The organism is Cronobacter dublinensis subsp. dublinensis LMG 23823 (genome assembly GCF_001277235.1).
GTDB lineage: Bacteria > Pseudomonadota > Gammaproteobacteria > Enterobacterales > Enterobacteriaceae > Cronobacter > Cronobacter dublinensis.
On sequence record NZ_CP012266.1, the window covers coordinates 4,409,802 to 4,431,067 of the forward strand.

Annotated in this window: 14 protein-coding genes, 2 tRNA genes and 3 rRNA genes; 6 read left to right on the forward strand and 13 right to left on the reverse strand. The window is 56.6% G+C overall.

Annotation, left to right across the window (positions count from 1 at the left end; translation table 11 throughout):
* Nucleotides 1–83 precede the first annotated feature (83 nt).
* From rrf to AFK67_RS20475, 5 genes are all read right to left on the reverse strand, one after another.
* Nucleotides 84–199, reverse strand: a 5S ribosomal RNA gene (gene rrf / locus AFK67_RS20455).
* Between the two features lie 90 nt (nt 200–289).
* Nucleotides 290–3,193, reverse strand: a 23S ribosomal RNA gene (locus AFK67_RS20460).
* A gap of 169 nt (nt 3,194–3,362) precedes the next feature.
* A tRNA-Ala gene (locus AFK67_RS20465) sits at nt 3,363–3,438 on the reverse strand.
* 34 nt (nt 3,439–3,472) lie between these two features.
* Nucleotides 3,473–3,549, reverse strand: a tRNA-Ile gene (locus tag AFK67_RS20470).
* Nucleotides 3,550–3,619: 70 nt separating this feature from the next.
* Nucleotides 3,620–5,162 (reverse strand): 16S ribosomal RNA (locus AFK67_RS20475).
* The 16S, 23S and 5S rRNA genes sit together here with 2 tRNA genes alongside, the layout of an rRNA operon.
* Before the next feature lie 465 nt (nt 5,163–5,627).
* Here AFK67_RS20475 and AFK67_RS20480 point away from each other — a divergent pair.
* Together AFK67_RS20480 and mdtD are read left to right on the forward strand one after the other, a co-directional pair.
* Nucleotides 5,628–6,329, forward strand: coding sequence for a FadR/GntR family transcriptional regulator (locus AFK67_RS20480; RefSeq protein ID WP_038884304.1), 702 nt, complete (start codon nt 5,628–5,630; stop codon nt 6,327–6,329).
* 13 nt (nt 6,330–6,342) lie between these two features.
* A complete protein-coding gene (mdtD, locus tag AFK67_RS20485; RefSeq protein ID WP_032967505.1) occupies nt 6,343–7,737 on the forward strand; it encodes a multidrug transporter subunit MdtD in 1,395 nt (464 codons plus the stop codon).
* Here the strand turns inward: mdtD and rbsR are convergent.
* From rbsR to kup, 7 genes are all read right to left on the reverse strand, one after another.
* Nucleotides 7,734–8,726 (reverse strand): ribose operon transcriptional repressor RbsR, encoded by a 993-nt coding sequence (gene rbsR, locus AFK67_RS20490; RefSeq protein WP_071602767.1) that lies wholly within the window; start codon nt 8,724–8,726, stop codon nt 7,734–7,736. The two genes, mdtD and rbsR, sit on opposite strands and share 4 nt — an antisense overlap.
* A 6-nt stretch (nt 8,727–8,732) precedes the next feature.
* Entirely contained in the window at nt 8,733–9,662 is a 930-nt protein-coding gene (gene rbsK, locus AFK67_RS20495) for a ribokinase (RefSeq protein ID WP_007728229.1), read from the reverse strand.
* A 68-nt stretch (nt 9,663–9,730) separates the two neighbouring features.
* Nucleotides 9,731–10,618 carry a ribose ABC transporter substrate-binding protein RbsB gene (gene rbsB / locus AFK67_RS20500; protein ID WP_007728231.1) on the reverse strand — a complete coding sequence of 296 codons (888 nt, stop codon included), beginning with the start codon at nt 10,616–10,618 and terminating at the stop codon, nt 9,731–9,733.
* Nucleotides 10,619–10,644: 26 nt separating this feature from the next.
* Nucleotides 10,645–11,610 carry a ribose ABC transporter permease gene (gene rbsC / locus AFK67_RS20505; RefSeq protein WP_007664459.1) on the reverse strand — a complete coding sequence of 322 codons (966 nt, stop codon included), beginning with the start codon at nt 11,608–11,610 and terminating at the stop codon, nt 10,645–10,647.
* Between the two features lie 7 nt (nt 11,611–11,617).
* Complete coding sequence (gene rbsA, locus AFK67_RS20510; RefSeq protein ID WP_032967504.1) at nt 11,618–13,123, reverse strand: ribose ABC transporter ATP-binding protein RbsA; 1,506 nt, start codon at nt 13,121–13,123, stop codon at nt 11,618–11,620.
* 7 nt (nt 13,124–13,130) lie between these two features.
* Nucleotides 13,131–13,550 (reverse strand): D-ribose pyranase, encoded by a 420-nt coding sequence (gene rbsD, locus AFK67_RS20515; protein ID WP_038875822.1) that lies wholly within the window; start codon nt 13,548–13,550, stop codon nt 13,131–13,133.
* Nucleotides 13,551–13,731: 181 nt separating this feature from the next.
* Nucleotides 13,732–15,603 carry a low affinity potassium transporter Kup gene (gene kup, locus AFK67_RS20520; protein WP_007730917.1) on the reverse strand — a complete coding sequence of 624 codons (1,872 nt, stop codon included), beginning with the start codon at nt 15,601–15,603 and terminating at the stop codon, nt 13,732–13,734.
* Nucleotides 15,604–15,823: 220 nt separating this feature from the next.
* Between kup and ravA the strand changes: the two genes are divergently transcribed.
* Nucleotides 15,824–17,323, forward strand: coding sequence for an ATPase RavA (gene ravA / locus AFK67_RS20525; protein ID WP_032967611.1), 1,500 nt, complete (start codon nt 15,824–15,826; stop codon nt 17,321–17,323).
* The gene (gene viaA, locus AFK67_RS20530; RefSeq protein WP_007730923.1) at nt 17,317–18,768 is read left to right on the forward strand and encodes an ATPase RavA stimulator ViaA; all 1,452 of its coding nucleotides are present in this window, start codon (nt 17,317–17,319) and stop codon (nt 18,766–18,768) included. The genes ravA and viaA overlap by 7 nt, the downstream gene beginning before the upstream one ends.
* Before the next feature lies 1 nt (nt 18,769).
* Here the strand turns inward: viaA and asnA are convergent, their stop codons facing one another.
* Nucleotides 18,770–19,762 (reverse strand): aspartate--ammonia ligase, encoded by a 993-nt coding sequence (gene asnA / locus AFK67_RS20535; RefSeq protein ID WP_007730924.1) that lies wholly within the window; start codon nt 19,760–19,762, stop codon nt 18,770–18,772.
* A 152-nt stretch (nt 19,763–19,914) separates the two neighbouring features.
* On the opposite strand from asnA, the gene asnC reads away from it, so the two are divergent.
* Both asnC and mioC read left to right on the forward strand, forming a co-directional pair.
* Nucleotides 19,915–20,373: a transcriptional regulator AsnC gene (gene asnC / locus AFK67_RS20540; RefSeq protein WP_004386178.1), complete on the forward strand. Its 459-nt coding sequence runs from the start codon at nt 19,915–19,917 to the stop codon at nt 20,371–20,373.
* 89 nt (nt 20,374–20,462) lie between these two features.
* Nucleotides 20,463–20,903 (forward strand): FMN-binding protein MioC, encoded by a 441-nt coding sequence (gene mioC / locus AFK67_RS20545; RefSeq protein WP_007730927.1) that lies wholly within the window; start codon nt 20,463–20,465, stop codon nt 20,901–20,903.
* The last annotated feature ends 363 nt before the right edge of the window (nt 20,904–21,266 follow it).

Below are 21,266 nucleotides of genomic sequence, written 5' to 3' on the forward strand. Positions count from 1 at the left end.
AAGGGAAAGGCGGGGCTGATGCTGTTGTCTGGTACCCAGAAAGCAAAAACCCCTCAGCATCGCTGAGGGGTTCTTTATTTGATGCCTGGCAGTTCCCTACTCTCGCATGGGGAGACCCCACACTACCATCGGCGCTACGGCGTTTCACTTCTGAGTTCGGCATGGGGTCAGGTGGGACCACCGCGCTACAGCCGCCAGGCAAATTCTGTCCGTCCACCGCTTTACGCCATGAACGTTATCCGTCACAAGCTGAATCGTCTCTCAACACGCCAGACTTCTTTGGCGTTGTAAGGTTAAGCCTCACGGTTCATTAGTACCGGTTAGCTCAACGCATCGCTGCGCTTACACACCCGGCCTATCAACGTCGTCGTCTTCAACGTTCCTTCAGGAGACTTATAGTCTCAGGGAGAACTCATCTCGGGGCAAGTTTCGTGCTTAGATGCTTTCAGCACTTATCTCTTCCGCATTTAGCTACCGGGCAGTGCCATTGGCATGACAACCCGAACACCAGTGATGCGTCCACTCCGGTCCTCTCGTACTGGGAGCAGCCCCCCTCAATTCTCCAGCGCCCACGGCAGATAGGGACCGAACTGTCTCACGACGTTCTAAACCCAGCTCGCGTACCACTTTAAATGGCGAACAGCCATACCCTTGGGACCTACTTCAGCCCCAGGATGTGATGAGCCGACATCGAGGTGCCAAACACCGCCGTCGATATGAACTCTTGGGCGGTATCAGCCTGTTATCCCCGGAGTACCTTTTATCCGTTGAGCGATGGCCCTTCCATACAGAACCACCGGATCACTATGACCTGCTTTCGCACCTGCTCGAGCCGTCACTCTCGCAGTCAAGCCAGCTTATGCCATTGCACTAACCTCCTGATGTCCGACCAGGATTAGCTGACCTTCGTGCTCCTCCGTTACACTTTGGGAGGAGACCGCCCCAGTCAAACTACCCACCAGACACTGTCCCCACGCCAGATTATGGCGCCAGGTTAGAACATCAAACATTAAAGGGTGGTATTTCAAGGTTGGCTCCACGCAGACTGGCGTCCACGCTTCAAAGCCTCCCACCTATCCTACACATCAAGGCTCAATGTTCAGTGTCAAGCTGTAGTAAAGGTTCACGGGGTCTTTCCGTCTTGCCGCGGGTACACTGCATCTTCACAGCGAGTTCAATTTCACTGAGTCTCGGGTGGAGACAGCCTGGCCATCATTACGCCATTCGTGCAGGTCGGAACTTACCCGACAAGGAATTTCGCTACCTTAGGACCGTTATAGTTACGGCCGCCGTTTACCGGGGCTTCGATCAGGAGCTTCTCTTGCGATAACCCCATCAATTAACCTTCCGGCACCGGGCAGGCGTCACACCGTATACGTCCACTTTCGTGTTTGCACAGTGCTGTGTTTTTAATAAACAGTTGCAGCCAGCTGGTATCTTCGACTGACTTCAGCTCCACCCGCAGGGGCTTCACCTACATGTCAGCGTGCCTTCTCCCGAAGTTACGGCACCATTTTGCCTAGTTCCTTCACCCGAGTTCTCTCAAGCGCCTTGGTATTCTCTACCTGACCACCTGTGTCGGTTTGGGGTACGATTTCGTGTTACCTGATGCTTAGAGGCTTTTCCTGGAAGCAGGGCATTTGTTACTTCAGCACCGTAGTGCCTCGTCATCACGCCTCAGTGTTAAAGTGAACCGGATTTACCTGGAACACACACCTACACGCTTAAACCGGGACAACCGTCGCCCGGCCAACATAGCCTTCTCCGTCCCCCCTTCGCAGTAACACCAAGTACAGGAATATTAACCTGTTTCCCATCGACTACGCCTTTCGGCCTCGCCTTAGGGGTCGACTCACCCTGCCCCGATTAACGTTGGACAGGAACCCTTGGTCTTCCGGCGAGCGGGCTTTTCACCCGCTTTATCGTTACTTATGTCAGCATTCGCACTTCTGATACCTCCAGCATGCCTCACAGCACACCTTCACAGGCTTACAGAACGCTCCCCTACCCAACAACACATAGTGTCGCTGCCGCAGCTTCGGTGCATGGTTTAGCCCCGTTACATCTTCCGCGCAGGCCGACTCGACCAGTGAGCTATTACGCTTTCTTTAAATGATGGCTGCTTCTAAGCCAACATCCTGGCTGTCTGTGCCTTCCCACATCGTTTCCCACTTAACCATGACTTTGGGACCTTAGCTGGCGGTCTGGGTTGTTTCCCTCTTCACGACGGACGTTAGCACCCGCCGTGTGTCTCCCGTGATAACATTCTTCGGTATTCGTAGTTTGCATCGGGTTGGTAAGCCGGGATGGCCCCCTAGCCGAAACAGTGCTCTACCCCCGAAGATGAGTTCACGAGGCGCTACCTAAATAGCTTTCGGGGAGAACCAGCTATCTCCCGGTTTGATTGGCCTTTCACCCCCAGCCACAGGTCATCCGCTAATTTTTCAACATTAGTCGGTTCGGTCCTCCAGTTAGTGTTACCCAACCTTCAACCTGCCCATGGCTAGATCACCGGGTTTCGGGTCTATACCCTGCAACTTAACGCCCGGTTAAGACTCGGTTTCCCTTCGGCTCCCCTATGCGGTTAACCTTGCTACAGAATATAAGTCGCTGACCCATTATACAAAAGGTACGCAGTCACCCTCTTACGAAGGCTCCCACTGCTTGTACGTACACGGTTTCAGGTTCTGTTTCACTCCCCTCGCCGGGGTTCTTTTCGCCTTTCCCTCACGGTACTGGTTCACTATCGGTCAGTCAGGAGTATTTAGCCTTGGAGGATGGTCCCCCCATCTTCAGACAGGATATCACGTGTCCCGCCCTACTCATCGAGCTCACAGCCTGTGTGCCTTCGTGTACGGGGCTGTCACCCTGTATCGCCGGCCTTTCCAGACCGTTCCACTGACACACAAGCTGATTCAGGCTCTGGGCTGTTCCCCGTTCGCTCGCCGCTACTGGGGGAATCTCGGTTGATTTCTTTTCCTCGGGGTACTTAGATGTTTCAGTTCCCCCGGTTCGCCTCACAGCACTATGTATTCATGCTGAGATAGTGTGACGAATCACACTGGGTTTCCCCATTCGGACATCGCCGGCTATAACGGTTCATATCACCTTACCGGCGCTTTTCGCAGATTAGCACGTCCTTCATCGCCTCTGACTGCCAGGGCATCCACCGTGTACGCTTGTTCGCTTAACCTCACAACCCGAAGAAGTCTTCGTGCTGCGAGTTTGAGAGACTCTGACACACCGCGCATTCCTTATTTACGGAAGAATGCAGCAGCGTGTCTGTTTCAATTTTCAGCTTGTTCCGGATTGTTAAAGAGCAAATACTTCGCAGTATACTCAGGGAGTACACTCTGAAGTGATGGTGGAGCTATGCGGGATCGAACCGCAGACCTCCTGCGTGCAAAGCAGGCGCTCTCCCAGCTGAGCTATAGCCCCATCGTAGTTAAACCTCTGCAACTCCGTGCGGAGTTGGTAGGCCTGAGTGGACTTGAACCACCGACCTCACCCTTATCAGGGGTGCGCTCTAACCACCTGAGCTACAAGCCTGTAGAGGTTTTGCTTCTTTACTTTTCTATCAGACAATCTGTGTGAGCACTACGAGGTTGTATCTTGCAGGTAAGGAGGTGATCCAACCGCAGGTTCCCCTACGGTTACCTTGTTACGACTTCACCCCAGTCATGAATCACAAAGTGGTAAGCGCCCTCCCGAAGGTTAAGCTACCTACTTCTTTTGCAACCCACTCCCATGGTGTGACGGGCGGTGTGTACAAGGCCCGGGAACGTATTCACCGTGGCATTCTGATCCACGATTACTAGCGATTCCGACTTCATGGAGTCGAGTTGCAGACTCCAATCCGGACTACGACGCACTTTATGAGGTCCGCTTGCTCTCGCGAGGTCGCTTCTCTTTGTATGCGCCATTGTAGCACGTGTGTAGCCCTGGTCGTAAGGGCCATGATGACTTGACGTCATCCCCACCTTCCTCCGGTTTATCACCGGCAGTCTCCTTTGAGTTCCCACCATTACGTGCTGGCAACAAAGGATAAGGGTTGCGCTCGTTGCGGGACTTAACCCAACATTTCACAACACGAGCTGACGACAGCCATGCAGCACCTGTCTCAGAGTTCCCGAAGGCACTCCCGCATCTCTGCAGGATTCTCTGGATGTCAAGACCAGGTAAGGTTCTTCGCGTTGCATCGAATTAAACCACATGCTCCACCGCTTGTGCGGGCCCCCGTCAATTCATTTGAGTTTTAACCTTGCGGCCGTACTCCCCAGGCGGTCGACTTAACGCGTTAGCTCCGGAAGCCACGCCTCAAGGGCACAACCTCCAAGTCGACATCGTTTACGGCGTGGACTACCAGGGTATCTAATCCTGTTTGCTCCCCACGCTTTCGCACCTGAGCGTCAGTCTTCGTCCAGGGGGCCGCCTTCGCCACCGGTATTCCTCCAGATCTCTACGCATTTCACCGCTACACCTGGAATTCTACCCCCCTCTACGAGACTCAAGCTTGCCAGTTTCAAATGCAGTTCCCAGGTTGAGCCCGGGGATTTCACATCTGACTTAACAAACCGCCTGCGTGCGCTTTACGCCCAGTAATTCCGATTAACGCTTGCACCCTCCGTATTACCGCGGCTGCTGGCACGGAGTTAGCCGGTGCTTCTTCTGCGAGTAACGTCAATTGCTGTGGTTATTAACCACAACACCTTCCTCCTCGCTGAAAGTACTTTACAACCCGAAGGCCTTCTTCATACACGCGGCATGGCTGCATCAGGCTTGCGCCCATTGTGCAATATTCCCCACTGCTGCCTCCCGTAGGAGTCTGGACCGTGTCTCAGTTCCAGTGTGGCTGGTCATCCTCTCAGACCAGCTAGGGATCGTCGCCTAGGTGAGCCTTTACCCCACCTACTAGCTAATCCCATCTGGGCACATCTGATGGCATGAGGCCCGAAGGTCCCCCACTTTGGTCCGAAGACGTTATGCGGTATTAGCTACCGTTTCCAGTAGTTATCCCCCTCCATCAGGCAGTTTCCCAGACATTACTCACCCGTCCGCCGCTCGTCAGCAAATCAGCAAGCTGATTCCTGTTACCGCCCGACTTGCATGTGTTAGGCCTGCCGCCAGCGTTCAATCTGAGCCATGATCAAACTCTTCAATTAAAGTTTGATGCTCAAAGAATTAAACTGTTAGTTCGTAATGAATTAACTGTTGTTCACTTGAGACTTGATAATCATTTATCGTCCGAAGACGTTAAGATATCAGTGCCCCGAGTGCCCACACAGATTGTCTGATAAATTGTTAAAGAGCGGTGCGACGCGGCTTTCAGCCTGCTGTCGCGAGGTGGCGTATATTACGCTTTCCTCTTTCAGAGTCAAGCGTTTATTTTCGCTTTCGTCTGCCTGACGGGCCGGTTTGTTTGCCGTTGTGCCGTGTCAGTGGAGGCGCATTATAGGGAGTTCTTCGCGCCTGACAACCCCTAATTTGAAAAAAGTTTCCAAGCGCGCTTTTTTTCACCATTTATTGTATTAAACCGCCATACAAGCTGTTATTTGCCGTTTTTTGCATCAGATCAGGCTCTGCGGTGGCATACTACTTAGCGATGTACAGCTAAAGGAATTGCCATTATGTCGTTACTGGCGCATCAACAGGCCGCCCAAAAGAACCTTTCTTATGTCCTGGCCGAAAAACTGGCGCAGCGCATCCTTCAGGGTGAATTTAAGCCCGGTGAGATTCTACCTGGTGAAATAGAACTGGGAGAGCAGTTCGGCGTGAGCCGCACGGCGGTACGCGAAGCCGTGAAGACGTTAACGGCCAAAGGCCTGGTATTGCCGCGCCCGCGCATCGGCACGCGCGTATTGCCCCAAAGTCAGTGGAATTTCCTCGATAAAGAGCTGCTCACCTGGTGGATGGGGATTGAAGCCTTCCCGACCGTGGTGAATCATTTTCTGGTCATGCGCCACAGCCTTGAACCGCAGGCCTGCTCGCTGGCCGCGCTTAACGGCAGCGACGCCCAAAAACAGCGACTCAAAAATACGCTGGAAGAAATGCAGGCGTTACAGGACGCTTTTAACCGGGAACGCTTTATAGAAGTCGATATGGCTTATCACGAACAAATCTATGAAATGAGCGGCAATCCCTTTATGACCGCTTTCGCGAGCCTGTTCCGCTCCATCTATTACAATTATTTCACGTCGATAACGCACAACCAGGTTATCAAGCCCGAACTTCATCAGGCGATTGCGGACGCTATCCTCGCGTCCCAAAGCGAAGAGGCCTACCGCGCCTGCCAGGCGTTGCTACAGGCTCCCGCGTCGCCAGAGAAATAACAACAGGATCCGCATGACTAAAAAAGCGCGCAGTATGGCGGGCCTGCCGTGGATAGCGGCGATGGCCTTTTTTATGCAGGCACTGGATGCCACCATTCTCAACACCGCCCTGCCAGCCATTGCACAAAGCCTTAACCGTTCTCCGCTGGCGATGCAGTCCGCGATAATCAGTTACACGCTGACGGTCGCGATGCTCATCCCCGTCAGCGGCTGGCTGGCCGACCGCTTCGGCACCCGCCGTGTCTTTATGACCGCCGTCTCGCTCTTTACGTTAGGTTCGCTCGCCTGCGCGCTGTCCGGTTCGCTTGCCGAGCTGGTTATCTTTCGCATCGTGCAGGGCATCGGCGGCGCGATGATGATGCCGGTGGCGCGTCTCGCCCTCCTGCGCGCCTATCCGCGCAGCGAACTGCTGCCGGTGCTGAATTTCGTCACGATGCCCGGCCTGGTCGGCCCGATACTCGGGCCCTTACTCGGCGGCGTGCTGGTCACCTGGGCGAGCTGGCACTGGATATTCCTTATTAATATTCCGATTGGCGTCGCGGGTCTGTTCTACGCCCGCAAATATATGCCGAACTTCACCACCCCGCGCCGGCGCTTCGACATGCCGGGTTTCTTTCTGTTCGGCCTGAGCCTGGTGCTGTTTTCCAGCGGCATGGAGCTGTTTGGCGAACGCATCGTGACCACCTGGATGGCGCTCGCCGTTATTGCCAGTGGGTTATTGCTGATGATGGCTTATATCTGGCACGCCCGTCGGCACAGCGCGCCGCTAATCTCGCTGTCTTTGTTTAAGACGCGCACCTTCTCTGTTGGCATCGCCGGGAATATCGCCTCCCGTCTCGGCACAGGCTGCGTGCCGTTTCTGATGCCGCTAATGCTGCAGGTTGGTTTTGGTTACCCGGCGTTTATCGCAGGCTGCATGATGGCGCCGACGGCGGTCGGCTCGATTATCGCCAAATCAGGCGTAACGCAGGTGCTTCGCTGGTTCGGGTATCGTAAGACGCTGGTTGGCGTCACGCTGTTTATCGGGCTGATGATTGCGCAGTTCTCCCTGCAATCGCCGGATAACCAGGTATGGCTGCTGATCCTGCCGCTGTTTGTGCTGGGTCTTGCCATGTCCACGCAGTTCACCGCGATGAATACCATTACGCTTGCGGATCTCACTGATGAAAGCGCCAGTGGCGGCAACAGCATGCTGGCGGTAACGCAGCAGCTGTCGATAAGCCTTGGGGTGGCCGTCAGCGCGGCGGTGCTGCGCTTCTATGAAGGGTTTGATAACGCCAACACCGTTGAGCAGTTCCACTACACCTTTATTACGATGGGCGTGATAACTGTGGTGTCGTCGCTGGTCTTTATGCTGTTGCGCCCTAAAGATGGCCGCAACCTGATTAAAGAGCGCCACAAGGCTTAAGCGGAGCCGCGCTCCATCAGAACCGGCGTCAGTTGCAGGCGCTGCTGCTGGAGCTCCGGTTGCGCCATGCGATGAATGAGCACGTCAATGGCGAGCTCGCCCAGTTCGTCTTTGGGCTGATGGATAGTGGTCAGCGGCGGGGTCATATAGCGCGCCAGTTCGATATCGTCATAGCCCACCAGCGCGATATCCTGCGGGATGCGAAGCCCGGCCTGGTAGAGCGCCTGATAAGCGCCAACCGCCATCGCGTCGTTCCCCATAAATACCGCCTGCGGCGGTTCGGGCAGCGCCAGCAGCGACTGCATCGCCCGCAGGCCGCCCCCGAACTCAAAATCGCCGATAACTTCATATCCTTCCGGTACTGCCAGCCCTGCGCGCTGCATCGCGGTACGATATCCTTCCAGACGCAGACGCGCCGGGGTCTTATCCAGCGGGCCGGTCACGCAGGCGATTCGCGTAAAGCCTTTCTCAATCAGATGCCGCGTGGCGATATCGCCGCCCAGCAGCGAATTGTCCTGAATCACATCGCTGTCGCCGTCGAAAGGCGACCAGTCCATCATCACGGTCGGGATTGCCGGGTAGCGCGTCATAATGGCCGGAGAAGGTTGATGCGTTTCGGTGCAAAGTAAGAGCAAACCGTCGACGCGCTTTTGCAGCAGCGTCTCCAGATTGCGGTTCATACGCTGTTCGTCACCTTCGGTATTGCACAACACCAGGCTGTAGCCGCGCTCAAAGCAGCTGCGCTCCACGCCGCGTACCAGCTCGGAGTAAAAGGGGTTGGAGCTTGCGGTGATCAGCATGCCGATGGTGCGCGTCTGGTTCAGCTTCAGACTGCGCGCCAGCGCTGACGGCGCGTAATTAAGTGTTCTGACGGCATCTTCCACCCGCACACGAATTGCGTCGCTGACGAAGCGGTCTTTATTAATGACGTGCGAGACGGTTGAGGTGGAGACACCCGCAAGGCGGGCGACATCTTTCATTGTCGCCACGATGGCTTACCCCTGCTGCTGTAAAAAGGCGTCGATCTCGTCGCGCCAGGGAACGGAAGGCTGCGCGCCAGGTCGCGTCACCGCAATCGCGGCGGCGGCATGGGCGAAGCGGATAGCCTCAAGCAGCGGCGTGCCTTCCAGCAGCGCGGTGACCAGCGCGCCGTTAAAGGTATCGCCCGCGGCAATCGTATCGACGGCCTTCACGCTAAAGCCCGGCACGCGCTGCCCTTCGCCGTTAACGCTCAGCCATACGCCGCGGCTGCCGAGCGTGATAATCACCGTTTCAATGCCTTTCTGATGCAAGACCGCGGCGGCCTGCGCGGCGCTCTCATCGCTTGCGACCTTCACGCCGGTCAGTTTTTCCGCTTCGGTTTCATTGGGGGTAATGATGTCCACCAGCGCCAGCAGCTCATCGGAAAGCGCGCGCGCGGGCGCCGGGTTAAGGATAACGATAGTCTGATGTTCATGGGCGATACGCGCGGCAGCAATCACGCTTTCGACCGGCGATTCCAGCTGCATCAGCAGCGCGCGGGCACTGGCGATCCCCTCCCGCTGCGCCTCAACGCGCGCAGGCGTTAACGCCGCGTTCGCGCCAGCATGAATACCGATGACGTTTTCACCTTCGCCATTGACGAAAATCAGCGCCACGCCGGTCGATTCACCAGCCACCACGCTGACGGGGGAGACATCGATATTATCGCGCGAAAGCTGCTGGCGAATACGCTCGCCGGTATCATCCTCGCCCACGCAGGCGATAAACGCGATTGCCGCGCCGCTGCGCCCGGCCGCCACGGCCTGGTTGGCGCCTTTGCCGCCGAACGCCACCTGATACCGGCTGCCGGTGACGGTTTCGCCCGGCGCCGGGAAGGCGTCAAGGTTGAGGATATGGTCGGCATTGATGCTGCCGAGGACGACGAGGTTGCCAGCGCTTTTCATGTGAGTGTTCCTGTAAAGGCGCCACATCCTGTGGCGCATTGCCCTGCTTTTCTTATTAATGCGTGGTTTTATTTGATAACCAGCTTCAGATCCACCGGGATACGGGCGCGAACTTTCTCGCCTTTCAGCACTTTATCCGCGGTCTGTACGCCGATAACGCCGATTTGCTCCGGCTGCTGAGCGACGGTCGCGCTCATCTTACCATCCTGAACCGCTTTCACGCCGTCAGCGGTGCCGTCAAAGCCAACCACCATGACATCGGTTTTACCGGCGGTCTGCAGCGCACGCAGCGCGCCCAGCGCCATTTCGTCGTTCTGCGCGAACACGGCTTTCACGTCAGGGTGCGCGGTCAGCAGGTTCTGCATCACGTTCAGGCCTTTGGTGCGGTCGAAATCCGCAGGCTGGCTCGCCAGCACATTCAGCTTATGCGCATCTACGGCCTGCCTGAAGCCTTCGCCACGCTCGCGCGCCGCCGAGGTGCCTGCTATGCCCTGCAGTTCGATGACTTTCGCGCCGTCACCGGCTTGCTTCGCAATGTAGTTACCTGCGATTTTACCGCCTGCGATGTTATCAGACGCGATATGGCTGACCACTTCGCCTTTCGCCGCCATACGGTCCAGGGTGATCACCGGGATTTTCGCCTGGTTTGCCATCTTCACGGCGTTGCCCACCGCATCGGAATCGGTCGGGTTGATCAGTACCAGTTTGGTGCCGCGAACGGTCAGGTCCTGCACGTTCGCCAGCTCTTTCGCCGGGTTATTCTGAGAATCCAGCACCACCAGATCGTAACCCAGTTTTTCTGCTTCTTTTTGCGCGCCATCTTTCAGCGACACAAAGAACGGGTTGTTCAGCGTAGAAACGACCAGTGCGATGGTGTCTTTCGCCATCGCGTTGGCGCTGACGGTCGCGCTTAACGCAACGGCGGAAACCAGTGTAGCCAGCTTTTTCATATTCATAATCAGATGTCCTGTTGAGTAATGAGTTACTGCTTTTTGTTATCCACCAGCACCGCCAGCAAAATGACCACAGCTTTGACGATCATCTGGTAGTAGGGAGAAACACCTAAAAGGTTCAGGCTATTATTCAGGAAACCGAGGATCAGCGCGCCGATCAGCGTCCCAACAATACGACCTTTCCCGCCCGCCAGACTGGTGCCGCCGAGCACGACTGCCGCGATGGCGTCCAGTTCATAGCCCACGCCCGCCAGCGGCTGCGCCGAAGAGAGACGCGCCACTTCAATCACGCCAGCGAGCGACGCCAGCAGACCTGAGAGCGAGTAGACAATAATCTTGATTTTGTTAACGCTGATGCCCGAGAGGCGCGTCGCCGCTTCATTGCCGCCCAGCGCGTAGATATAACGACCAAGACGGGTGTGATGCAGCACGTACCAGGTCACCAGAAACACCAGCGCCATGATCCACACCGGCGTCGGGATGCCGAGCGGGCGCCCGATGCCGAACCAGCCAAACAGGTCGCCGTTGTCGTTAAAGCCGGTGCTGACCGGGCTGCCGTTCGTGTATTCAAGCGTTACCCCGCGCAGCAGCAGCATCATCACCAGCGTGGCGATAAACGCCTGCACGCGGCCTTTTGCCACAATCGCGCCGGTCACCGCGCCGATAGCCGCGCCAAGCGCAAGGGCGGCAGCCACCGCCACCAGCGCGTTGACCTCAATGCCGACGAGCGAGGCGGCGACCGCCCCGGTTAACGCCAGCAGGGAACCGACGGACAGATCGATACCCGAGGTGAGGATAACCAGCGTCATCCCGACCGCCATAATGGCGTTCACCGAGGTCTGCTGGAGAATGTTGAGCAGGTTATTAACGGTAAAGAAATTGGGGCTCAGGGTGGAGACAATCGCAATCAGCACCAGCAGGGCTATCAGCGACTTTTGCTCCATCAGCCACGCTTTTGTGAAAAAGCGACGAGTCGCAACGGTCTGGGTAGTCATACGTCTTTTACTCCTGGGTCACGCGATTGAGCTTGCCGACGGCCGCAGCCATCAGCAGTTCCTGGGTGGCCTGCTCGCGTGTGAATTCACCGCCGAGATGCCCTTCATGCATCACCATGATGCGATCGCTCATCCCCAGCACTTCCGGCATCTCCGAGGAGACCAGGATGATGCTCAGCCCTTCGGCTTTGAACTGGTTAATGAGCTGATAAATTTCTTTTTTGGCGCCCACATCCACGCCACGGGTCGGCTCGTCGAGGATGAGCACTTTCGGGCGCGTCATTAATCCGCGGGCGATCGCCACTTTTTGCTGGTTGCCGCCGGACAGCAGACCGATGGCCTGATCCATGGACGGCGTTTTAACGTTAAAGAGGCGGATAAAATCGCTGACCGCCTGCTGCTCGTCTTTATGCTTTAGGCTGCCGACGTCGCGGCTGAAATAGCGCAGCGCGGTCAGTGACATGTTTTCTTTCACCGACATGCCGAGCACCAGCCCGTCGCGTTTACGATCTTCGGAGATATAGACGATGCCGTTCGCCAGGCCGTCCTGGGGCGAGCGCGTCACCACTTCGCGGTTATCCAGCGTGACGCTGCCGCCCGTGCGCGGCAGCGCGCCATACAGCACTTTCATTAATTCGGTACGCCCGGCGCCCATCAGCCCGGAGACGCCCAGGATTTCGCCCTGACGCAGCGTAAAGCTCACGCCGTTCACGCCAGGGCCGCTCAGGTTGTCGACCTTCAGGCGGATCTGGCCCGGCGCTTTATCAAGATGCGGGTACTGGTCTTCGAGCTTACGGCCGACCATCATTTCGATGAGCGTCTCTTCCGTCAGGGAGCTGACTTCACGCTCGGCGATAAACTGGCCGTCGCGCATCACCGTTACGTCATCGCAGATCTCAAAAATTTCTTTCATGCGGTGGGAGATATAAACGATGCCGCAGCCCTGCGATTTCAGCTCGCGGATAGCGCGGAACAGGGAGTCGGTTTCGGTATCGGTCAGCGCGTCGGTCGGCTCATCCATAATGATGACCTTCGACTCAAAGCTCAGCACTTTGGCAATTTCCACCATTTGCTGATCGCCAATCGACAGCTCGCCCACCAGCCGGCGGCTGTTAAAGCGCAGGTTGAGCTTCGCCAGCAGTTTGTCCGCTTCGGCATACATCTTTTTCCAGTCGATTTTGCCGAAACGGCTGACAAACTCGCGCCCCAGAAAGATGTTCTCCGCGATGGAGAGCTGCGGGATCAGGTTTAACTCCTGGTGGATGATGCCGATACCGGCTTCCTGCGAGGCTTTCGGCCCGCTGAAGGCAGTTTCCTGACCAAGCCAGACCAGCGAACCGGCGTCGCGGGTATAGATGCCGGTGAGTACTTTCATCAGCGTGGATTTACCGGCGCCGTTTTCTCCCACCAGCGCCATGACGCGCCCGGCGTAGACGTTCAGCGTCGCGCCGGAGAGCGCCTTAACGCCGGGGAAGGATTTATCGATGCCTTTAAGCTGGAGTAAAGGTTCCATAGCGGCCTCAGAACGTGACGCCAGCGCAGAGAATGATATTCGCATACGGGGAACACTCCCCGCTGCGAATGACCGCCTGACTGTCAGCGGTTTTTAGTTTGAACTGTTCATGCGAGACATAGTGAACAGCGATGGTATTTCCCTGGTGTTGCTGCAGCTGCCCGAGGTGACCGAGCAACGTTTCGTGGAGCTGCGGATTATGCTGTTTAATCTCTTCTGCGAGGATCGCCGCTTCCACCTGCATTTCACGCGTCACGACATCAACAACCTGTAAAAACCCCGGCACGCCCTGGGTCAGCGCGAGATCGATACGTTCAGTCGTGGACGGGATCGGCAGCCCGGCGTCGCACACCACAACGGTGTCGGTGTGACCAAGACGCGAGATGACGGATGAAATACCGGAATGAAGAACGGTGCCTTTTTTCATTTTATGCTCCCTCAGCGAAACGTTTCGCTGATGAAGAGTTTATCCGGGCAAAAGAACAATAAACAAACATCACGTGGCGAAACTGTGATCGCCATCGAAACGTTTCGCTTAAGGTAAAAAAGCGCGCGTGTTCCCCAACAAAAAACGCCTCCCGGTGGCCGGAAGGCGTTTCGCTTAAGGATTAAATCTCTACCTGCGTCCCCAGTTCGATAACGCGGTTCGGGGGGATTTCAAACTGGTCCGGCGCCCGGAGCGCATTGCGCTGTAGCAGCAGGAACAGCTTGCCGCGCAGACGCAAATACCAGGGCCGATTATCGCCGATAATCAGCGACTCATGCGACATAAAGAAGGAGGTTTCCATCATCCGGCAGCTTAAGCCTTCGAGCCCGCAGCGGTGAAAAACCTCTTCCACATTCGGCGTTTCGCGCCAGCCGTAGCTCGCCACCACGCGCCAGAACGTCGGCGACAGCTGTTCGAGCGTCACACGTTTGACGTTATGGACGTAAGGCGCGTCTTCGGTGCGCAGCGTCAGCAGGATCACGCGCTCGTGCAGCACTTTGTTGTGCTTGAGGTTATGCAGCAGCGCGAACGGGATAACGTTCAGCGCGCGGGACATATACACCGCAGTGCCCGGCACGCGCACCGGCGGCGATTTCTCAAGTGAGGTGATCATCGCATCAAGCGAATTGCCGTGCTCGTGCATTCGGCGCAGCAGACGGAAACGCTCGCTTTTCCAGGTCGTCATAATGATAAACATCACCAGACCCAGGCTTAACGGCAGCCAGCCGCCGGAGAAGAGTTTCTCCAGGTTCGCTGAGAAAAGCGGCACATCGACGCATAAAAACGCCACGACCATCAGGCCTACCAGGATACGGTTCCAGTGCCAGTTTTTGCGCGCGGCCGTGCTGAAGAGAATCGAGGTCAGTACCATCGTGCCGGTCACCGCGATACCGTAAGCCGCCGCAAGGTTGCTGGAGTGCTCGAAGCTGACGATAACAATCACCACGGCGAAATAGAGCATCCAGTTCACCACCGGGATATAGATCTGGCCTGACTCCATTTCCGAGGTGTGGATGATGCGCATCGGCGACAGATACCCCAGACGCACCGCCTGGCGGGTCAGGGAAAAGACGCCGGAAATCACCGCCTGCGAGGCGATAACCGTCGCGAGCGTCGCAAGGATAAGCATCGGGATAAGCGCCCAGTCCGGCGCCAGCAGGAAGAACGGGTTCTTGATAGCCTCCGGCGTTTTCAGCAGCAGCGCGCCCTGCCCGAAATAATTCAGCACCAGCGACGGCAGCACCACCGAGAACCACGCCACGCGGATAGGCAGTTTGCCGAAGTGCCCCATATCGGCGTACAGCGCTTCCACGCCGGTAATCGACAGCACCACCGCCCCGAGCGCCGCGAACGAAACGGCTTTATATTCGAGGAAGAAATGCACCGCCCAGGCCGGGTTCAGCGCCTGCAGCACTTCCGGGTTGCCCATAATGCCGCGCGCGCCCAGCACCGCCAGGATCAAAAACCAGGCGAGCATAATCGGCGCGAAGAGTTTCCCCACCATGCCGGTGCCGTGTTTTTGAATCATAAACAGCAGCGTCAGCACGATAATGGAGAGCGGAACGATATACGGGTCGAGCGAAGGCGCAGCGATTTCCAGGCCTTCGATGGCCGACATCACCGAGATAGCAGGCGTAATCACCACCTCGCCATAAAAGAAGCTGCCGCCGATAAGCCCGAGGATCACCAGCACCGACGTCATGCGCGCCGAGGTATTACGCCCGGCAAGCGACATCAGCGTCAGAATACCGCCTTCGCCGGCGTTATCCGCCCGCATCACGAACGTCAGGTATTTAAAGGAGACAACAAAAACCAACAGCCAGAAAATTAATGAAAGAAAGCCAAAAACCGCGTCCCGCTCCACGCCAAAACCAAACTGGCCGGACAGACATTCTCGTAACGTATAAAGCGGGCTGGTGCCGATATCGCCATACACCACCCCGATAGCCGCCAGCGTAATCGCAGGCAACGATTGCTTATTCTCAGTGCTCATAGACTAGTCTTCGTTGAAATTCCGTGTGCGCTTAGTCCCTTGGCCCACAAAAAGCGCACAGTATGCACGATTCGTTAAAAAATCGTACCCCTCAATCACCGAGTCTTTACCCAAATCAAGCCAAATAGATAATGGCATCAATCCATTATCAGCATGAATATGAAACGTCTATACTCGCACCAGAAACCAGGCGGCGTAGTCAGAATGCAGAGTAACTATTATGGCTCAACCCAATTTGTTGGCGGAAAGAATTTCACGGCTCAGCGCAGCGCTGGAAAAAGGGCTGTTTGAACGCAGTCACGCTATCCGGATGTGTCTGCTGGCGGCGCTGAGCGGCGAAAGCGTCTTTTTGCTCGGTCCTCCCGGCATTGCCAAAAGCCTGATAGCCCGGCGGCTGAAATTCGCGTTCCAGCACGCCCGCGCTTTTGAATATCTGATGACGCGCTTTTCCACGCCAGAAGAAGTTTTCGGGCCTCTATCCATTCAGGCTTTAAAAGATGAAGGCCGCTATGAGCGCCTGACCGCGGGCTATCTGCCGGAGGCGGAAATCGTGTTTCTGGATGAAATCTGGAAAGCGGGCCCGGCTATCCTGAATACCCTGCTGACCGCCATTAACGAACGCCGCTTTCGCAACGGCGCGCATGAAGAAAAAATCCCGATGCGCCTGCTGGTGACCGCCTCCAACGAACTGCCGGAAGCGGACAGCAGCCTTGAGGCGCTCTACGACCGCATGCTGATTCGCCTGTGGCTTGATCGCGTGCAGGAGAAAAACAGCTTTCGCGCCATGCTGGTCAGCCAGCAGGATGAAAATGAAAACCCGGTGCCGCCGGGGCTTCAGGTCAGCGATGACGAGTATCACCAGTGGCAGACCGGCATCGGCAACGTCAAGCTGCCGGACCCGGTGTTCGAACTTATCTTCACGCTGCGCCAGCAGCTCGACGCGCAGGCGAACGCGCCGTATGTCTCCGACCGTCGCTGGAAGAAAGCCATCCGCCTGTTACAGGCCAGCGCCTTTTTCAGCGGGCGCGACGCTGTGGCGCCCATCGATTTGATCCTGCTGAAAGATTGCCTGTGGCACGACGCCAGCGCGATGTCGCTGATGCAGCAGCAAATCGAACTGCTGATGACCTCCCACGCCTGGGGCCAGTACGCCATGCTCAGCCGCCTCGGCGCCATCACCCAGCGCCGGATGCAGTTAGAGCAGCAGCACAGCGATAAAACGGCGCTGCGCCTTGAAAAGCAGAGCGGCATGTTCAGCCGCCGTCCGCAATATCAGCTGCCCGCAAACCTCACTGAGCCGACCCTGACGCTGCTGCTGCAAAAGCCGCTTAAACTGCATGATATCGACGTTATCCATGTGGCATTCGCGAGAGAGGCGCTGGAGATGTGGCTGCAAAAAGGCGGCGAGATCCGCGGCAAGTTAAATGGCATCGGCTTCGCCCAGTCGCTGAATCTTGAAGTGGACGCCAGCCAGCATCTGGTGCTGCGCGACGTCAGTCTGCAGGGCACGCGACTGGCGCTGCCGGGCGCGGCATCGACGAGCGGCCTGCCGGATGAAATCAAACAGCAGCTGGAAGAGCTGGATAACGAGTGGCATCTGCAACACACGCGCTTTAGCGAGCAGCAAAAATGTCTGTTTGTTGAAAGCGACTGGTTAGGACGCATCGAAGCCAGCCTCCAGGACGTGGGCGAGCAGATTAAACAGGCGCGCCAATGCTGACAGCGGATTCACTGAATCTCATTCTGGCTATCAGTGAAGGTGAGCTAATTGAAGAGATAGTTATTGCGCTGCTTGCCTCGCCGCAACTGGCGGTATTTTTCGAAAAGTTTCCCCGACTCAAACACGCGCTGACGCAGGATATCCCCCGCTGGCGTGAACAGCTCAAAACCCGTCTGAAAGAGACGCGTGTGCCGCCGGAGCTGGAGGAAGAGGTGATCGGCTATCAGAAAAGCCAGCTCCTCTCCACCAGCCAGTTCATCGTTCAGCTGCCGCAAATCAGCGCTCTGCTGCGCCGGGTCGGCTCGCCTTTCGCCGATCAGGCCGCCCGCCTTATCGCCGATAACCCTCACTTCACGCCCGCCCTGCATACGCTGTTTTTGCAGCGCTGGCGGCTGAGCCTCGTCGTGCAGGCCACCTCGTTTAATCAGCAACTGCTGGAAGAGGAGCGTGAGCAACTGCTGAGCGAGGTGCAGGAGCGCATGACACTAAGCGGCCAGCTGGAGCAGGCGCTGGTGGAAAATGAAGACGCCGCCGGGCGGCTATGGGATATGAGCGACGGCAAACTGCGGCGCGGCGACTATCAGCTTATCGTGAAATATGGCGATTTTCTTGCCGACCAGCCGGAGCTGTTGCAGCTCGCCGAACAGCTGGGGCGTTCCCGCGAAGCAAAATCGGTACCGAAGAAAGAAGCGCCGCTGGAAACGTTTCGCACCATGGTACGCGAGCCCGCCTCGGTGCCTGAACAGGTCGACGGCTTACAGCGCAGCGACGACATTCTGCGCCTGCTGCCGCCGGAGCTCGCGACGCTCGGCATTACCGAGCTGGAGTATGAATTTTACCGGCGGCTGGTGGAAAAGCAGCTGCTGACCTACCGGCTGCAGGGCGATGCCTGGCGCGAAAAGGTGATGCAGCGGCCAGTGACGCGACAGGATCACGACGAGCAGCCGCGCGGGCCATTTATCGTCTGTGTCGATACCTCCGGCTCAATGGGCGGCTTTAATGAGCAGTGCGCCAAAGCGTTCTGCCTGGCGCTGATGCGCATCGCGCTTGCCGATAACCGGCGCTGTTTCATTATGCTGTTTTCAAGCGAAGTGGTGCGCTATGAGCTTTGCGGTCGTGACGGTATCGATCAGGCGATCCGCTTTCTGAGCCAACGCTTTCGCGGCGGCACCGATCTGGCGAGCTGTTTTCGCGCCATCGCCGAAAAACTTCAGGGCGGCGAGTGGTTTGACGCCGATGCGGTGGTGGTTTCCGATTTTATCGCCCAGCGGCTGCCGGATGACGTGGTAAACCAGGTCAAGGCGCTACAGCGCGTTCACCAGCACCGCTTTCACGCGGTGGCGATGTCTGCTCATGGCAAACCCGGCATCATGCGCATTTTCGATCATATCTGGCGCTTTGATACCGGGATGCGCAGCCGCCTGGTGCGCCGGTTACGGCGCTGACTTACAACAATTCAGCAACGGCGGTCTGAACCTGTTCCGGCCAGACGCCACACTGCACCTGACCGATATGCGGCAGTTGCAGCAGCAGCATAGTGAGGCGCGACTGGCCGATGCCGCCGCCGATCGTCTGCGGCATCTCCCCCTTCAGCAACGCCTGGTGCCACTCCAGCGCCAGACGATCCTGATCGCCCGTAAGCGTCAGCTGACGTTTAAGCGCGTCGGCGTCCACGCGGATCCCCATTGACGAGATCTCAAACGCGTCTTCCAGCAGCGGGTTCCAGACCAGAATGTCGCCGTTGAGCCCGGCGAAGCCGTCTTCGGTTGGCGTGGTCCAGTCATCATAATCCGGCGCGCGCACGTCATGACGTTTACCGTCGCCAAGCTTTCCGCCAATGCCAATCAGGAATACCGCGCCCAGCTCTTTTGCAATCGCGCGCTCGCGGCCTTTCGCGTCAAGCGCAGGGAAACGGCGCTGCAGGGTTTCGCTGTGAACGAAGTGAATCGTCTGCGGCAGGAACGGCGTCAGGCCGAAGCGCTCCGCCGCTGCAAGCTCGGTCGCTTTAATCGCCGACCAGATGCTCTCCACTGTCTGCTTCAGCGTGCCGAGATGGCGCTCGCCGTCGCCCATTACACGCTCCCAGTCCCACTGATCCACATACACCGAGTGCACCGGCGAGAGCCGGTCTTCATCGGGGCGCAGCGCTTTCATATGGGTGTAGAGCCCTTCGCCCGCGCTGAAGTCATGCTGGCCGAGCGTTTTACGCTTCCATTTCGCCAGTGAATGCACCACTTCAAACTGCGCCTGCGGCAGCGTTTTGACATTGACCTGTACCGCTTTCTCACAGCCGGAAAGGTTATCCTGCGTCCCGTCGCCGACGCGGCTCAGGATCGGCGCCTGGACTTCAAGCAGGCCGAGTTTCTCCTCAAGCTGGCGGGAAAAGTGGGCTTTCACAAAGCTAATCTGACGCTGGCGAGTGATGTAGGCGGTTTTCATTATCGGGGCTCCTGTACCTCTGTTGTTTTTGATTAAGCAATAAAAAAGCGGGTATATTCAATAATCACCAACAAAAAAGGCCAGTCGTGTTTTAATTCGATAACAGAGGCGGGTTAAAAATGACGATGATGGAATAATCATAAGGAAAACCTATGGAAAATTATCAAATCGATAATCTGGATCGCGGCATTCTTGAGGCGCTGATGGCCAATGCGCGCACCGCTTATGCGGAGCTGGCCAAACAGTTTGGCGTCAGCCCCGGCACCATCCACGTGCGCGTGGAGAAAATGAAACAGGCGGGGATCATTACCGGCGCGCGTATTGATATCAGCCCTAAACAGCTTGGCTACGATGTCTGCTGCTTTATCGGCATTATTCTCAAGAGCGCGAAGGATTACCCGGCCGCCCTGGAAAAACTGGAAAGCCTCGATGAAGTGACCGAAGCCTATTACACCACCGGCCACTACAGCATCTTTATTAAGGTCATGTGTCGATCGATAGACGCGCTGCAACAGGTGCTTATCAACAAGATCCAAACAATTGATGAAATTCAGTCCACCGAGACGTTGATCTCGCTGCAGAACCCGATCATGCGTACCATCCGCCCGTGACGGCTATTTTTAATACCCATATTATCCACAGGTAGATCCCAGCCCCTTCACAGCGTACAATACGCGTCGTTTACTCAAGGCGGACATCCATGACAGACATTACCCTGATCAGTGGCAGCACTCTTGGCGGCGCGGAATATGTGGCGGAACACCTGGCTGAAAAGCTGGAAGACGCCGGTTTTAGCACCGAAACGCTGCATGGCCCGCTTCTTGAGGATCTTAAGCCTGCCGGCATCTGGCTGCTGGTGAGTTCCACGCATGGCGCGGGCGATCTGCCGGACAACCTGCAACCTTTATATGACGCGCTGGCGGAACAACGTCCCGATCTCAGTGACGTTCGCTACGGCGCTATCGGTATCGGCAGCCGTGAGTACGACACTTTTTGTGGCGCGATTGAAAAACTCGACGCGCTGCTCACGGAATGTGGCGCTAAACGCGTCGGCGAACCGCTTAAGATCAACATTCTCGATCATGATATTCCGGAGGATCCGGCGGAAGTGTGGCTCGGATCCTGGAAAAATTTGCTCTGATCGGCGAAAAGATCGCCATTCAGCTGTGGATAAAAGTGCTTAAAAGCTTGGATCAACCCGTAGTTATCCAAGGTATAAGTGTTGTTCGCTTTTTGAGTTGTGTATAACCCTCATTTCTGACCCCAGCTTATACTGTATGGGATCACCGATCATTCACAGCAAGCGATCCCGGATAACCTTTTGATCCCAAATGGGCGATCCGGGTTATCCACAAGGGATGTCGATCCTAATAAGAGATCATAATAAAACAGATCCTTTAGATAAAAGATCTTCTTTTTAATACCAACGATCCCGGCGCTTTCTCACCAGGCTAAAGTTGAGTAGAATCCACGCCCCGGGCTAGCTAACCCTCTTTCGCACAAC

Coding starts and splice junctions, on each gene's coding strand:
- AFK67_RS20480 (WP_038884304.1), top strand. CDS start 5,628: ATGTCGTTACTGGCGCATCAACAGGCCGCCCAAAAGAACCTTTCTTAT.
- mdtD (WP_032967505.1), top strand. CDS start 6,343: ATGACTAAAAAAGCGCGCAGTATGGCGGGCCTGCCGTGGATAGCGGCG.
- rbsK (WP_007728229.1), bottom strand. CDS start 9,662: ATGAAAAGCGCTGGCAACCTCGTCGTCCTCGGCAGCATCAATGCCGAC.
- rbsB (WP_007728231.1), bottom strand. CDS start 10,618: ATGAATATGAAAAAGCTGGCTACACTGGTTTCCGCCGTTGCGTTAAGC.
- rbsC (WP_007664459.1), bottom strand. CDS start 11,610: ATGACTACCCAGACCGTTGCGACTCGTCGCTTTTTCACAAAAGCGTGG.
- rbsA (WP_032967504.1), bottom strand. CDS start 13,123: ATGGAACCTTTACTCCAGCTTAAAGGCATCGATAAATCCTTCCCCGGC.
- rbsD (WP_038875822.1), bottom strand. CDS start 13,550: ATGAAAAAAGGCACCGTTCTTCATTCCGGTATTTCATCCGTCATCTCG.
- kup (WP_007730917.1), bottom strand. CDS start 15,603: ATGAGCACTGAGAATAAGCAATCGTTGCCTGCGATTACGCTGGCGGCT.
- ravA (WP_032967611.1), top strand. CDS start 15,824: ATGGCTCAACCCAATTTGTTGGCGGAAAGAATTTCACGGCTCAGCGCA.
- viaA (WP_007730923.1), top strand. CDS start 17,317: ATGCTGACAGCGGATTCACTGAATCTCATTCTGGCTATCAGTGAAGGT.
- asnA (WP_007730924.1), bottom strand. CDS start 19,762: ATGAAAACCGCCTACATCACTCGCCAGCGTCAGATTAGCTTTGTGAAA.
- asnC (WP_004386178.1), top strand. CDS start 19,915: ATGGAAAATTATCAAATCGATAATCTGGATCGCGGCATTCTTGAGGCG.
- mioC (WP_007730927.1), top strand. CDS start 20,463: ATGACAGACATTACCCTGATCAGTGGCAGCACTCTTGGCGGCGCGGAA.